Below are 13879 nucleotides of genomic sequence, written 5' to 3'. Positions count from 1 at the left end.
CACCCGGCAGGGGGACGGTGGAGGATACGGGGGTGTCAGCCGAGGCGGGGGCCGCGACGGCCGGGGCCCGGGACGGGGCCGTCCGGCGTGTCCGGCTGCCCGCCGACCGCCGTACGCCTGCCGCCGCCCGCGCCGTGGTCCGCTCCGTGTTGACCGAGTCACACCTGGACGAGCTGGCCAACGAGGCGCTGCTGCTCACCACCGAGCTGACCACAAACGCCGTCGAACACGCCCGCACCGAACTGGACATCGAGGTCGTCGCGGACGAGATCGGGCTGACCGTCACCGTCTCCGACTTCGCCCCCGGTTCCGGCGACGAGCTGACCGTCGGCGACCGCAACGACTCCACCGAGATCAACGAGGTCTCCGTGCGGGGCCGGGGCCTGTTGCTGGTCGACCACTTCGCCAGCCGCTGGGGCACCACGTACCTGCCCACCGGAAAGGGCGTCTGGTTCCGGCTGGACCGCCCCGGCGCCGACCCGCCCTCCGGGGGGAGCATCGGCGAATCGACACCGGCCAACGCCGGCCCCCGGACGAGCACCGACGGGTCCGCGCCGAGCGCCAGCGCGATGAGCGAACTCATGCAGACCACCCCCGACCTGTACGGAGACGACCCGCTGCCCGACTTCGCCACAAGCCTGCTCAGCCGGGTCGCCGAGATGGTGGGCGCAGCCGGCGGCACGATCCGCCTGGACCGGGGCGACGGGCAGGGCCGCCAGGTTCTGGCCCGCTTCGGTCGGCCGCCCCGCCCCGGCAGCGACCTGCTCCGGGTGCCACTGACCGTGCACCGCCCGTACGCCGGGGAGTTGGAGTTGGACGCGGCGCCGTCGGCGTACGCCCAACCGTTGGCGGTGCTCACCGCCGAGCGGCTGTCGCTGCACCTGGAGAACGACCGGCTGCGCCGGGCCGACGTCCGCCGGCAGGTGTGGCTGACGTTCCTTGCCGAGGCGAGCGAACTGCTGGCCCAGTCGCTCGACGTCGACCTGACCATGGCGCTGGTGCCGCAGTTGGTGGTGCCGCGACTCGGCCAGTGGTGCGCGGTGCACACCACCGACGAGTGGGGTCGGCTCCGGCTGGCAGCGGCCAGCCACGCCGACGAGTCGATGCTTCCGCAGTTGCACAAGGTGCTGGCGGAGACCGGGCCCGACTCGATCCAGGCCCGCCTGCGCGAGGCGTCCCGCAACGCGGCGCAGATCCCCCTGGGCGGGCCGATGGAGGGGTTCGCCGTCCCGCTGATCGCCCGCGGGCAGCGGCTCGGGACCCTGGCGGTGGGGCGGCACCAGCGGCACCGGCACGACCCGGACGAGGTGGCAGTGTTGGAGGACGTGGCCCGGCGGGCCGCGCTGGCCATCGAGAACGCCCGGATCCACGCCGAACGCCGTCGGGTGGCGCAGACGCTCCAGCAGTCCCTGCTGCCGCCGGTGCTGCCGCTGGTGGACGGGATCGGTTTCGCCGCCGAGTACGTCCCGACCGGCGACGACGCCGAGGTGGGCGGCGACTTCTACGACGTGGTGCCGCTGCCCGACGGGCGCTGGCTGGTGGTGATCGGTGACGTCTCGGGCAAGGGTGTCCAGGCCGCCGCGGTGACCGGGCTGGTCCGGGACGTGATCCGGGTGCTGGTCGGCGACGGCAAACCGTTACCGGAGGCGCTGGCGCGGCTCAACGAGACACTTGTCGAGCGCGGTGGCGGTCGCTACTGCACGCTGGCGCTGGCAGCGGTCGGGCAGGGCGAGGGTGACCAGTTGGACGTCTCGCTGCACCTCGCCGGGCACGACCGACCGGTGCTGCTCGCCGCGGCTGGCGGCGCCGAGTTCGTCGGCACCGGCGGCACCGCGCTCGGCCTGCTCGACACGATCACCTCGCCGACGGCGGAGATCACGCTCGCGCCAGGCGATGCGCTGATCTTCTACACCGATGGCGTCACCGAGCGGCGGCGCGGCCGGGAGTTGTTCGGCACCGACCGACTGCGGGACGCCGCAGCGCCCCTGGCCGGATACTCGGCCGACGTGGTGGCCGCCCGGCTGCGCGCCGCAGCGATCAACTTCTCGGTCGAGCCGCCCCGGGACGACATCGCCATTCTGGTGCTCCGCAACGACGCGCCCTGACCGCAGCGCGGCCCCCGGCTGCCGGGTGCACTCGGTAGATTGACGGCCATGACGAGCGTCGCGCAGGTCACGTCGTACTCCCGGCCGGCGGTCCGGGCCCTGATCGTCGCGCAGTTCGCCACCATCGGCGAGTTTTTCGCCGTGCTGCTGCTCTACGTCGGTCGGATGACGAGCGCCGGCGTCGGCCCGACCGAGATGCTGACCGGCGCTTACGACCCGAAGGACATGATCCCGTTCGGGATGGCTGGGCTGAACCCGTTCCTCTGGCTCTATGCCGTGGTCGGGATGCTCTATGTGGTGGGTGCGGTGCTCGCGCTGCCGTTGGCGATCGTCGCTGTGGCGTTGGCCGCCCGGGAGCGCGCTGCCCTACCCCGGGCGACCCGGTCACTGCTGCTTGCCGGCGCAATAGGCGGTCTGCTGGTGCTGGTGACCCGTTTCACCCCGCCGCTGCTGGACATGCACCGGTGGTGGATGGACTGATCTCGGCCGAGCCGCACCGGCCCGGCCGACGGCTCACAATGCCGGCCCGGCCTCACAGGCCGCCGGGGAGTCGCCCGGGCGCGAGCCGGTGCTCCGGATCCAGGTGCCGCTTCGCGGCCCGCAGCTGGGCCAGGCCGGCCAGCTCGCCCCAGAGGTCGACCGCCTGACGGACCGCCGCCGGAGCGGAGACCACCACGCAGCGGCCCTCCCGGGCCAGCAGCACCCCGCGCACGGCGGCCAGGATGGACGCCACCCGATCGGCCGCCAGCGCCCCGGGCAGTGCCGCGTGCACCACGCCCAGCCCGGCGGACCCGCGCACCGGCACCGGCGCTCCGGCCGCGTCGCGTAGCGCGTAGACGGCGGCGTGCAGGTCGCCGATCGGCACCTCCAAGCGCAGCGCCGTGTCACCGGGCGCGAACGGGTAGCGCCGCCACCACGTCGGCGCGGAGTGGGCGATCGTCGCCTCCCCGTGCAGCAGACCGACCAGCCGCTCGGCGCGCTCGGTGACGTCGGCGGGGCCACCTTCCAGAAGGACCACCAGGCTGCCGGCCCGGGACGGGGCACCGGCCCGGCCGGACATCGACGGATGACGTTCCCGAGCGGTGGCCGCCGGGTGACCGGGCGGGTACGGCGTACGGGGGCGGGGGGTGCCTCCGGGCAGGTCCAGCTCGATGGCCGACGGCTCCAGCCGAGCGGCGAGGATCGTCCGGACCAGGTCGTGCACCTCCAACGGCGTCCACACCGGGCGGGACACCCAGAGCCTGCTCGCCGGCACCGGCTGCACCCGCAGGCTCGCCGACACCAGCACGCCGAGCGCGCCCTGGGAGCCGCAGAGCAGGCGGGCCAGGTCGAGCCCGGGCGCGCCACCGCCGACGCTGATCAACTCGCCGTCGGCGGCGAGGTAACGCACACCGAGCAGTTGGTCGCAGGGGCTGCCGTGGCGGTGGCGCAGCGGGCCGGCCTCGCCGGCGGCGAGCACGCCGCCCACTGTCGCGCCGGGCGAGGGGGCGTCCATCGCGAGCCGCTGCCCGGTGCGCTCCAGGGTGGCCTGCACCGCCCGCAGTGGGGTGCCGGCCCCCACGTCGGTCACCAGTGGATCGACCGGCTCGTGACCGATGCCGGCCAGCCGGCCGGTGTCGAGCAGGATGTCGACCTGAACGGGGGCGGCACCCCAGTCGATCTTCGTGCCCGCACCTCGGGGCACCACCGCCAGATCGTGCACGGCGGCCAGTCGCAGCACCTCGGCGGCGGCGTGTGGGCCGCCCGGGACGGCCACCCAGCGCGCCGGTCGCCCCGCCACCTCGTCGGCGGGCCCGGCCAGCCGGGAGAACGGTGGACCGCAGATCGCCGCCAACCGCCGGGTGATCTCGAGGGCTCCGGACCGGCCGAGGGAACTCGCTGCTGCCGCCATGCCGGCTATCGTACATGTGTTCGAAAGACGTGGTGGGGAGTATCGGGATGCCGCTGGTCCGGCGCGCTGCGCCTGCCGGCCGGTAACGTGGCCGCCGTGACCACCGAGACTGCCCCGCCCGCGGCGAAGCGGGTGCCCAGCGAGCGCACCCACCACGGCGACACAGTCGTCGACGAGTACGCCTGGCTCGCCGCCAAGGACGACCCGGAGACGATCGCCTACCTGACCGCCGAGAACGAGTACACCGACGCGCGTACGGCACACCTGGCCGACCTGCGCGCCGACCTGTTCGAGGAGACTCGCCGACGCACCCAGGAGACCGACCTGTCCGTGCCGACCCGCAAGGGCGGACACTGGTACTACACCCGCACGGTCGAGGGGCAGCAGTACGGGGTGCAGTGCCGCCGGGCGGTCCGCGACGGTGAGACCGACCCGCCGGTCAGCACCGACGGCGCCCCGCTCGACGGCGAGGAGGTGCTGCTCGACGGCAACCTGCTGGCCGAGGGGCACGACTTCTTCTCGCTCGGCGCGTTCGACGTCAGCCCGGACGGTCGCTGGCTGGCCTACTCCACCGACTTCTCCGGTGACGAGCGCTTCACCCTGCGGGTGAAGGACCTGACCACCGGCGAGCTGCTGCCGGACGAGGTGCCGGACACGTTCTACGGCACCGCCTGGTCGTCGGACGCCTCGGTGCTGTTCTACGTGACGGTGGACGACGCCTGGCGGCCGAACCGCGTCTGGCGGCACACCATCGGCTCGGCGGCCGCCGACGACGTGGTGGTCCACCAGGAGGACGACGAGCGGTTCTGGGTGGGGGTGGAGCTGACCCGGTCGGAGAAGTTCATCCTCATCGACGTGCACAGCAAGGTGACCAGCGAGGTGCTGGTGATCCCCGCCGGCAACCCGACCGGCGCGCCGGCCGTGATCGCCGCCCGCCGGCAGGGCGTCGAATACACTGTGGAGCACCACGGCCACCGCTTCCTGATCCTGCACAACGACGGCGCTGAGGACTTCGCGCTGGCGTTCACCTCGGCGGACGTACCGGGCGACTGGGTGCCGTTGATCGAGCACACCCCCGGAACCCGGCTGGAGGCCGTCGACGCCTTCGCGAACCACCTGGTGGTGTCGCTGCGCACCGACGGGCTCACCGGGCTGCGGGTGCTGCCGGTGGGCAGTGACGACGGGTACGACATCGACTTCCCCGAGCCGCTGTACAGCGTCGGGTTGGACGCCAACCCGGAGTACCGCACCGGCCAGGTCCGGTTGCGCTACTCCTCGCTGATCACCCCCGACTCGGTGTACGACTACGACCTGGTCACCCGGCAGATGGTGCTGCTCAAGCAGAAGCCCGTGCTGCCCGGGCCGGACGGGCGACCGTACGACCCGGCCGAGTACGAGCAGCACCGCGACTGGGCGCTCGCCGACGACGGCACCCGGGTGCCGATCTCACTTGTCTGCCGCGTGGGCACCCCAAGGGACGGTTCGGCGCCCTGCGAGCTGTACGGCTACGGCTCGTACGAGGCCAGCATGGACCCGTGGTTCTCGGTGGCCCGACTGTCCCTGCTGGACCGGGGCGTTGTCTTCGCTGTGGCGCACATCCGGGGCGGCGGTGAGCTGGGCCGACGGTGGTACGACCAGGGCAAGCTGCTGGCCAAGAAGAACACCTTCACCGACTTCGTGGCGTGCGCCCAGCATCTCGTCAAGGCAGGCTGGACTGCCAGCGACCGGTTGGTCGCCCGAGGTGCCTCGGCCGGTGGCCTGCTGATGGGCGCGGTGGCCAACCTCGCGCCGGACGCGTTCACCGGGATCGTGGCGCAGGTGCCGTTCGTGGACGCGCTCACGTCGATCCTCGACCCGTCGCTGCCGCTGACCGTCACCGAGTGGGAGGAGTGGGGCAACCCTCTCGACGACCCCGAGGTGTACGCGTACATGAAGTCCTACACGCCGTACGAGAACGTGGCCGCCGTGGACTATCCCGCGATCCTCGCGGTGACCAGCCTCAATGACACCCGGGTGCTCTATTCGGAGCCGGCGAAGTGGATCGCCCGGCTGCGGGCGGTGGCCCCGAGCGGCGACTACCTGCTGAAGACCGAGATGGGTGCCGGGCACGGCGGCCCGAGCGGTCGCTACGACTCGTGGCGCGAGGAGGCGTTCATCAACGCCTGGATCCTGGACCGCATCGGCCACGCCTGACCCGTCGGGTCGACATGATCGCGCTCGGTGGTGGGAGTAGTCCCCTCGGCGGCTCGGGGAGGCAACTACTTCCGTGATCGGGCGCGATCATGGCCGGGTCGTTCACGCGCGGCCTGGCCTTTCCAGGTCGCGGCCGATGTCCCGGCCTAGACTTCCGCTGTGACCGGGGCTACGGATGGTGACGGCGGAGCCGCCGAGGACGTCCGCCGACCGAGCGTGGCAGCGGTGGCGCGGGACCGCCGGGTCTGGCTGATCCTCGCGGTGGTCGCCGGCCTGCTGGTCTGCTGCTGTTCGGCAGTGGTCGGCACCCTCATCGCACTCTCCTCCGGCCTGCTCGGCGCCTGACCTGGCCCGCCCTCGGTTCAGGTCGTGCGCAGCTCGTCCAGGGCGGTGCTGGAGCGCAGGAAGAGCAGGCCGACACCGACCGTCACCAGCACCGCTACCAACGCGCCGGCACCGAGCCAGGCCAGGTGCTCCAGGGGTACGGCAGGAACCCGCTGGACCTCGGGTAGGTGGACGATCTGGGTGTACTGCCCGCGGGTGGCCGGATCGGCACAGAGCGCCGCCGTGGCGGTGCAGGACTCCATCGACGACACACCCGCCACGGCTCCGGGAAAGAGCCCACGACCGAGCAGCGTGCCCACTGTGAGCGCGAGCAGGATCGCCGGCACGGCCGGCGCCAACGCCTGCCAGGCCACCGAGCGGCTCAGCGTGGCGCGGGGCACCCCGGTGGCGACCAACGCGGCGTACGCACGTCGACGGGCGACGATCCCCTCGACCAGCGCGACCATCAGCCCGCCCGCCGCGATCAGGATGGCCACCGCGACTGCGGTGTCGACCAGATCCATGGTGTCCAGGTAGAACGAGGAGCCACCTGCGTCCGCCCCGACGAGCAGGTTCCGCTCGCGGTCGAGCTGGTCCTGCGCGGCGAACTGGGCGCGCAACGCAGCTGCGCCGGCGCCGAAGATCAGGGCGGCGAGCAACGCCGCGAAGGTACGGCTGCCCGCCCACGGGTCGGCCATCAGCCGGCCCGCCGCGAGCAGGGCCGGGGCACGGCGGGCGTGCCGACGCAACAACCGCCCGCAGTGGTACGAGATCCAGCCGGCGCCGAGCACCACCCCGATCATCGCCGCGAACGCACCCGCCGCCAACAGCAGCGGCACCAGCCAGGCCACCACCTCCGCGTCGCCGGAGAACCGTTGGATCGCCGGGCGGATCCCCGCGATCGAGACCACGCCGGCCCCGATCAGCAGCCCCGCCCACGGGCCTGGTCCGCGCTCGCGGGCCGCCTTGCGAGTCACCCCGAGCGGACTGGTGGTGACAGTACGCAGCATCAGGGCGGTGGCCAGCGCCGCGACGACCGGCAGACCGAGCACCACGCCGGCCAGCGCGCCAGTCGACGGCAGCACGTCGGTGGGCAGGGCCAGTTGACCCTGCGCGTCCGGGCGGTGCAGCAGATCGCGGCCGACCAGATAGACACCCAGCCCGACGAGCGTGCCGAGCAGGGCGGCCACGCCGGTCTCCAGCACCACCAGCCGGGTGACCTGCCCGGGCGTGGCGCCGGCCAACCGGAGCGCGGCCAACCGGCGGTCCCGTGCCGGCGCGCCGAGCCGGGCGCACTGACCGGCCAGCGCCAGCACCGGGACCATCAGCATCAGCAGTGCGAACGCCGTGCCGCCGCGCAACCCCGGCTCCACCAACAGCGCGTTGTGATACTGCTCCGACCACCTGTTCTGGTTCCCGTCCGTCGCGGCGGGAGTCGGGATGGCCAACACGGTGAACGCTGCGAGCCCGGCCACTGTCGCGAGCAGGGCGCTGAGCGCGGTGAGCACCACCCGGGCGGTGTCGGTGCGGGTGCCGGCGAGCGCGAGGCGGAGCAGCGTCGCCGGTCTCACCGGGCGCCGCCGGCCAACGGCACGTCGAGCCCCAGGCCGGTGTGGTCCACCAGGCCGTCACGCAGCACGATCTCCCGATCCGCGTACGCGGCGATCCGCGGCTCGTGGGTGACAAGTACGACGGCGGTGCGCTGCTCGCGGGCGAGCCGGACCAGTTGGGTGAGGACCTGCTCGCCGGTGAGCGTGTCCAGTGCGCCGGTCGGCTCGTCGGCGAAGAGCACCCGAGGCTCGGTCACCAGCGCCCGCGCCGTGGCGCAACGCTGCTGCTGACCCCCGGACATCTCACCCGGCCGGACGTCGGCCACCTCGGCCACCCCGAACCGTTCCAGCCAGGTGAACGCCGCCGTCCGTGCCTCTCGCCGCCCCGTGCCGGCGAGGAGCAGGGGCAGGGCGACGTTCTCGGCGGCGGTCAACTCGGCCACCAGCTGACCGAACTGGAACAGCACCCCGAACTCGGTGCGCCTTAGCCGGGACCGGGCCGCCTCCGACCAGGTGTCGATGCGGTGCCCACGCCAGGTGACCTCGCCGGCATCCGGCCGGAGAATCCCGGCCAGGCAGTGCAGCAGGGTCGACTTGCCGCAGCCGCTCGGCCCGGTCACGGCGACGATCTCGCCCTCCGTCACGTCGAGCGTCACGCCGCGCAGTGCGGGCGTCGGGCCATACGCCCGAACCACGCCGCGAGCCTGGAGTTGCGTCACGGATGCACCTCCCGGTGCCAGTCGGCGACCCGGCCCAGGGTGGCGTGCAGCCACCGCAGATCCGCGTCGAGGTGGGCGATAGCGAAATCGGCAGCGACCACGTCGCTGAGAGTGGCGGCCTGATCGGCCTTGACCGCGGTCAGCTCCCGCAGCCGTGCGGTGTGCGCGGCCCGCTGGGCGATCAGGTACGACCGGGCCCGATCGACGTCGGCGACCAGCAGCGCCACCACTACCTTGGCGAAGAGGGTGCTGGCCACGTACGGCATGGGCGCTTCCACGGTGGACAGCCACTGGTCCAGCGTGACCCGCCCCTGGTCGGTCAGCGCGTACGCGGTGCGATCCGGCCCGCCCACCCGGTCCTGGCCGGCGGCAGCCACCAGCCCGTCGCGTTCGAGACGACCGAGAGTGGCGTAGACCTGGCCAAAGGCCAGTGGCCGAGCCCGCGGCAGCCGCTCGTCGTGCGCACGCTTCAGCTCATACCCGTGCCGGCTGCCCCCAGCGAGCAACCCGAGCAGAACGTGCGGCGTAGACACCCCGCCCACTATTCACCCAGCGAATACCCAAGTCAACAACCCCCTCCCCCACCCCCACCCCCACCCCCACCCCACCCCACCCCCACCCACCCCAGCCCACCTGGTTGATCAAGAGGTTTGCGTCACCGACGCGCCGGAATCTGACGCAAACCTCTTGATCACCGAGGTGGGGCGGGAGGGGTGGGGGTGGGGGTGGGGGTGGGGGTGGGGGTGGGGGGTTAGGGGGTTTGGGGCCAGGTGGGGGTTCGGCCGGTTTGGGTCAGGAGGTGGGTGAGGTCGGGGGCCAGGTCGGGGATGGGGGTGGGTAGGGGGTCGGCGAAGACGCCCATCTTGCGGGCGGTGGGACCCAACTGCTCCACCAGCTCGTGCAGCCGCGCCACCACCTCCGGGACCGGGTGGTACGGCTGGCCGGTGGCAACAGCGAGATCCCAGCCGTGCACTGTCAGGTCCAGCAGGGCCATGCCGCCGATGACGGGCTGCGGCATGCCCATGCCCGGTGACACGCCCTCCAGGGTGGACGGGTCCGACCAGGCGGTCACCAACCGGCCGGTCTCCACCTCGAATCGGTCCCGCCAGCCGTCGCCCAGGTGGTCGGGCTTCTCGGCCCACTCCACCTGTCGCTTCTCGGCCAGGTCCTGAAAGTTGACCACCACCTGGAAGAGGTGATTGAGCAGATCACGGACCAGGTAGTCGCTGCACGGGGTGGGCAGGTCCAGCTGGTCGTCGGAGATACCCCGTACGACATCGACGGTTCGCGGCGCGGCGGCCGCCAGCAGCTCGCTAGTCTGAGTGGACATAGGGCCAGCGTATGAGGGTGGTCTTGAACAAATGCGACAGCGACCGCGTGGTGACAGCCGGGGAATTCTCGACCCTGGGCGCCTGCTGCGCGAGATGCGCTTCCGCCGACACCTGCCGGCGGAGTCGCTGCGTCAGTGGGTCGAGCACTACTGGTTGATCGACTGGGCGTTGAGCGCGCCGTTCGAGCAGCGGGTCGTGCCGCACCCGGCGGTGAACGTGGTGTTCCGACGGGACGACGACGGGCCCGAGTCCGGCGAGGTGGCCGGGGTGGGCCGCGACCTGTTCCGGATCACGCTCAGCGGCATCGGCAGGGTGTCCGGGGTGCAGTTCCGCCCCGGCGGCTTCCACCCGTTCTGGGGGCGTGCGGTCAGTGAGCTGACCGGCCGTAGGGTGCCGCTGCCCGCCGGCCGGCTGACCCGCCCGGACGTCCCGGTGGGCGCGGGCACGTATTCGGGAGCACCCACCTCGGCGGCCAGCGACGACGAGCGCTGCCGGGCGCTGGACACCCTCCTCGTTGCCTGGCAGCCGGAGCCGGACCCGATGGCCGAGGAGGCCGTCCGACTGGCCGAGGCGATCCGTGCCGACCGGACGGTGCTGCGCGTCGACGACTTCGCCGCGCGGCACGACGTTCCGGTCCGCCGGTTGCAGCGGCTCTTCGTGGAGTACGTGGGGGTCGGGCCGAAGTGGGTGATCCGCCGCTACCGGCTCCAGGAGGCTGTCGAACAGGCTGCCGGCGGCCCGCTGAGCTGGGCCGATCTCGCCGCCGACCTCGGCTACAGCGACCAGGCTCACCTGGTCCGTGACTTCACCGCCGTGGCCGGGGTGTCCCCCGCCGCGTACGCCCGCTCGGTGAACTGAGGAAGCTGACAGAGCTGACAGATCAGCGACGCCGCAGGACGACCACTGCGACGTCGTCCTGGATCTCCGGTGGGGCCAGTTCCACCAGCAGTCGGGCGCAGAACTGGTCCAGGTCGCCGTCGACGGTCGCGGCGACCCCGGCCAGCGCGGCCAGCCCCTCGTCGATGGTGGCGTCCCGTCGCTCGATCAGCCCGTCGGTGTAGAAGACCAGCGTGGCCCCGGCCGGCACCACGAACTCCAGGTCGTCCGGACGGGGGGCGCGGACGCCGAGCAGCGGCGCGGAGTGCTGCACGAACTCGACCTTGCCGTCCAGGATCAGCAGCGGTGGAAGGTGCCCGGCGCTGGCCAGCCGGACCCGTCCGGTCGGCGGGTGCATCAGCAGTACGCAGAGCGTCGCCACCTCGTTCGGCAGCAGTGTCCGCATCAGCTCGTTGACCCGGTGCAGGATCTCGCCGGGCTGGTGGCCCTCGACCGCGTACGCCCGCACCGCGTGCCGCAGCTCGGCCATCACTGTCGCCGCGTGCAGTGAGTGGCCGGCGACGTCCCCGATCGCGAGCAGCAGGTGCCCATCGAGCATCACCAGCTCGTAGAAGTCGCCGCCCACCTCGGTCTGCGCGCTCGCCGGCTCGTAGCGCACAGCGAGGTCGAGGCCGGCCACTGTGGGCAGCCCCCGCGGGAGCAGGCTGCGTTGGAGGGTGACAGCGATCCGGTGCTCCTCATCGAACGAGCGCTGCCCCTCCACGGCCGCCGCCACCGCCTGAGCCAGCTGCTTGAGCACCGGGGTCCGCGCGGTCTGGGTGGCGGTCGGGACCACCACGTACAGCGGGGCCCGGTCCTCGCGCAGTCGGGCGGCGGCGACGGTCACCGTGTCGTCCACCGGCCAGTCGACGAGCGCCCAGTTCGCCGGGGTCTCCACTCGCACCGTGGCACCGGTGGGCACCCCGGTGTCGTCGACGACCCAGGGCACGACGGCGGCCACCGCGCCGGGACCGGCGCAGACACCCGCGAGGCAGTCACCGTCGAAGGTTTCGGCGATCACCGCGGCCGGGCTCTTGAAGATCTGGGCGGCGCCCTCGGCGGCGGCCTCCAGCAGGCGCGCGAAGGTCGGTGCCGCGTGCACAGCGACTGTCGTGTCGGCCAACCCGAGCAGCCGCTCGGCGAGCAGTTCGGCGCGCTGCCGGGCCTGGTAGTAGCGCAGCACCGCCCGGGTGGTGGCGATCAGTTCCTCGGGCTCGATCGGCTCGGTCAGGTACGCGTCTGCACCCCGGGTCAGCCCCTGGGCGCGGTCGGCCACGTCCACTGCGTGCGCCGACACGTGGATCACCGGCATCGCCGGGTGCCGCGCCTTGATCTGTTCGCAGACCTCGTAGCCGCTCAGGTCGGGCAGCCGGACGTCGAGGACCACCAGGTCGATCCGGTCCACCTCGACCCGGGCCAACGCCTCGGCGCCGTTCTCGGCCTCCAGCACCGTGAACCCGGAACGGGTCAACCAGCTGACCAGCAGGTAACGCTTGGTACGACTGTCGTCGACCACCAGGATGGTTGTCGGCATGCCGTCCACGCCGTCACGCCCCGCCGACGGGTAGGGAGACGGTGAATGTGCTGCCTTCGCCGGCCGCGCTGGTCAGCTCCAGTGACCCGCCGAGCAGCGTCACCAACCGCCGGGCGTACGGCAGACCGAGGCCGGTGCCGCCGACCCGGGTGGCACCGGGGATCTGGTAGAACTCCTCGAAGATCCGGTCGTGCAGCTCGGGAGCGATGCCCGGCCCGGTGTCGCGGACCTCGAACTGCCAACGGTCGCCGTGTTGGCTGGCCCGCAGGCGCACCTCGCCGCGCTCGGTGAACTTCAACCCGTTGTGCAGCAGGTTGCGCAGCACCTGGCCGAGCAGCACCTCGTCGGTGCGCAGCAGGGCCGGCCCGGTCGGCTCCTCCACTACCAACTCCACCTCGGGGCGGGTGGCCAGCGCGCGCAGGGTGCCGCGTAGTTGACCGAAGACCGGCCGCAGGTCGACAGCGGCCAGCTCCGGCTCGATCCGGCCGGACTCCGCCTTGGCCAGGTCGAGGAGTTCGTTCACCAGGTTGAGCAGGTCCGCCGCCGACGAGCGGATCAGATCGATCTGGCGGCCCTGCTCGTCGGTGAGCGGGTCGGAGGCGGAGTCGGTGAGCAGCCGCCCCAGGCCGATGATCGCGGTGACCGGGGCGCGCAGCTCGTGGCTCACATTGGCCAGGAACCGGCTCTTCGACTCACTGGCCGCACGGAGTTGGGCCGACTTCTCGTCCAGCTCGGCGTAGAGGGCGACGACGCCACGGTTGGTCTCCTCCAACTCCTCGGTGAGCTGGTTGTAGAGCGCCAGCACGCCGCGGTTGGTCTCGGCCAGCTCCTCGTTCAGCACGGCCAGCTCGTCGCGCTGACTGCGTACCTCGTCGAGTGCGGCGATGAGCTGCCCGTTCTGCACTGTCAACTCGTCCAGCGCACTGGCCGGCGCGGTGCGGCCGAGTTCGGTACGGAACTCGGCCAGCCGCTCCGGGGTCGGCGTCGGCGCGTTGGCCGGGACTCGTCGGGACATCCGTACGACCGTAACCCCCTCGACGGTCGACACGCTCAGTGTGTCGACCAGTCGGGACACCGCGCCGGACTGCGGTTGGTAGCGATCGTCGGGCAGCGGGGACACCGGGGCCAGGTCGGCGCGCAGGTGGAAGCGGCCGTCGGCACCCGCGTCGACGTGGAAGGAGACATCGGCACCGCCGACTGTCCGCAGCAGATCCCGGGCGACCTCGCTGAGCGCGGTGGCGATCCTCACCTGGTCCTGGTGTTCGAGGCCGACCACAGCGGCCACCTCGCGCCCCCGCTGACGGATCACGAAGATGTCCTGCTCGACCCGCAGCGCCATCTGGAGCAGCGGCAGCG

At 72.4% G+C, this 13879-nt stretch carries 12 protein-coding genes; 5 read left to right on the top strand and 7 right to left on the bottom strand.

Annotation, left to right across the window (positions count from 1 at the left end; all coding sequences use genetic code 11):
* Nucleotides 1-32 precede the first annotated feature (32 nt).
* Nucleotides 33-2105 carry a SpoIIE family protein phosphatase gene (locus AB0C19_RS04910; protein WP_357179414.1) on the top strand — a complete coding sequence of 691 codons (2073 nt, stop codon included), beginning with the start codon at nucleotides 33-35 and terminating at the stop codon, nucleotides 2103-2105.
* 48 nt (nucleotides 2106-2153) lie between these two features.
* Nucleotides 2154-2585, top strand: a complete 432-nt coding sequence (locus AB0C19_RS04905; protein ID WP_357179411.1) for a hypothetical protein — start codon at nucleotides 2154-2156, stop codon at nucleotides 2583-2585.
* 52 nt (nucleotides 2586-2637) lie between these two features.
* Here the strand turns inward: AB0C19_RS04905 and AB0C19_RS04900 are convergent, their stop codons facing one another.
* Complete coding sequence (locus AB0C19_RS04900) at nucleotides 2638-3996, bottom strand: FAD-binding oxidoreductase (protein WP_357179408.1); 1359 nt, start codon at nucleotides 3994-3996, stop codon at nucleotides 2638-2640.
* Nucleotides 3997-4092: 96 nt separating this feature from the next.
* Between AB0C19_RS04900 and AB0C19_RS04895 the strand changes: the two genes are divergently transcribed.
* Together AB0C19_RS04895 and AB0C19_RS04890 are read left to right on the top strand one after the other, a co-directional pair.
* Nucleotides 4093-6189: a S9 family peptidase gene (locus AB0C19_RS04895; protein ID WP_357179405.1), complete on the top strand. Its 2097-nt coding sequence runs from the start codon at nucleotides 4093-4095 to the stop codon at nucleotides 6187-6189.
* Nucleotides 6190-6348: 159 nt separating this feature from the next.
* Nucleotides 6349-6534: a hypothetical protein gene (locus AB0C19_RS04890; protein ID WP_357179402.1), complete on the top strand. Its 186-nt coding sequence runs from the start codon at nucleotides 6349-6351 to the stop codon at nucleotides 6532-6534.
* Nucleotides 6535-6551: 17 nt separating this feature from the next.
* Here AB0C19_RS04890 and AB0C19_RS04885 read toward each other — a convergent pair whose 3' ends face one another.
* The 4 genes from AB0C19_RS04885 to AB0C19_RS04870 form a co-directional block, all read right to left on the bottom strand.
* A complete protein-coding gene (locus tag AB0C19_RS04885) occupies nucleotides 6552-8084 on the bottom strand; it encodes an FtsX-like permease family protein (protein WP_357179399.1) in 1533 nt (510 codons plus the stop codon).
* Nucleotides 8081-8782, bottom strand: a complete 702-nt coding sequence (locus AB0C19_RS04880) for an ABC transporter ATP-binding protein (protein WP_357179396.1) — start codon at nucleotides 8780-8782, stop codon at nucleotides 8081-8083. Before AB0C19_RS04880 ends, AB0C19_RS04885 begins: the two co-directional genes overlap by 4 nt.
* Nucleotides 8779-9315, bottom strand: a complete 537-nt coding sequence (locus AB0C19_RS04875; RefSeq protein WP_357179393.1) for a PadR family transcriptional regulator — start codon at nucleotides 9313-9315, stop codon at nucleotides 8779-8781. Before AB0C19_RS04875 ends, AB0C19_RS04880 begins: the two co-directional genes overlap by 4 nt.
* A gap of 218 nt (nucleotides 9316-9533) precedes the next feature.
* The gene (locus AB0C19_RS04870) at nucleotides 9534-10112 is read right to left on the bottom strand and encodes a TIGR03086 family metal-binding protein (RefSeq protein ID WP_357179390.1); all 579 of its coding nucleotides are present in this window, start codon (nucleotides 10110-10112) and stop codon (nucleotides 9534-9536) included.
* Nucleotides 10113-10143: 31 nt separating this feature from the next.
* Here AB0C19_RS04870 and AB0C19_RS04865 point away from each other — a divergent pair, with 31 nt between their 5' ends.
* Nucleotides 10144-10971 carry an AraC family transcriptional regulator gene (locus AB0C19_RS04865; RefSeq protein WP_357179388.1) on the top strand — a complete coding sequence of 276 codons (828 nt, stop codon included), beginning with the start codon at nucleotides 10144-10146 and terminating at the stop codon, nucleotides 10969-10971.
* Nucleotides 10972-10993: 22 nt separating this feature from the next.
* On the opposite strand, the gene AB0C19_RS04860 is transcribed toward AB0C19_RS04865, so the two are convergent.
* Nucleotides 10994-12523, bottom strand: a complete 1530-nt coding sequence (locus AB0C19_RS04860) for a SpoIIE family protein phosphatase (RefSeq protein WP_357179385.1) — start codon at nucleotides 12521-12523, stop codon at nucleotides 10994-10996.
* Nucleotides 12524-12536: 13 nt separating this feature from the next.
* On the bottom strand, nucleotides 12537-13862 hold the full coding sequence (locus AB0C19_RS04855; RefSeq protein ID WP_357179539.1) for a sensor histidine kinase: 1326 nt from the start codon (nucleotides 13860-13862) through the stop codon (nucleotides 12537-12539).
* Between the last annotated feature and the right edge of the window lie 17 nt (nucleotides 13863-13879).

Source organism: Micromonospora sp. NPDC048842, from assembly GCF_040649935.1.
In the GTDB taxonomy this organism is placed as follows: Bacteria; Actinomycetota; Actinomycetes; order Mycobacteriales; family Micromonosporaceae; genus Micromonospora; species Micromonospora hortensis.
The sequence above is the reverse complement of the archived record's forward strand: the minus strand, read 5'-3'. Positions and strand labels throughout refer to the sequence as shown.

Excerpts from the sequence above, each read along its gene's own strand:
- AB0C19_RS04870 (WP_357179390.1), bottom strand. The coding sequence starts at position 10,112 with ATGTCCACTCAGACTAGCGAGCTGCTGGCGGCCGCCGCGCCGCGAACC.
- AB0C19_RS04900 (WP_357179408.1), bottom strand. The coding sequence starts at position 3,996 with ATGGCGGCAGCAGCGAGTTCCCTCGGCCGGTCCGGAGCCCTCGAGATC.
- AB0C19_RS04865 (WP_357179388.1), top strand. The coding sequence starts at position 10,144 with ATGCGACAGCGACCGCGTGGTGACAGCCGGGGAATTCTCGACCCTGGG.
- AB0C19_RS04860 (WP_357179385.1), bottom strand. The coding sequence starts at position 12,523 with ATGCCGACAACCATCCTGGTGGTCGACGACAGTCGTACCAAGCGTTAC.
- AB0C19_RS04905 (WP_357179411.1), top strand. The coding sequence starts at position 2,154 with ATGACGAGCGTCGCGCAGGTCACGTCGTACTCCCGGCCGGCGGTCCGG.
- AB0C19_RS04855 (WP_357179539.1), bottom strand. The coding sequence starts at position 13,862 with ATGGCGCTGCGGGTCGAGCAGGACATCTTCGTGATCCGTCAGCGGGGG.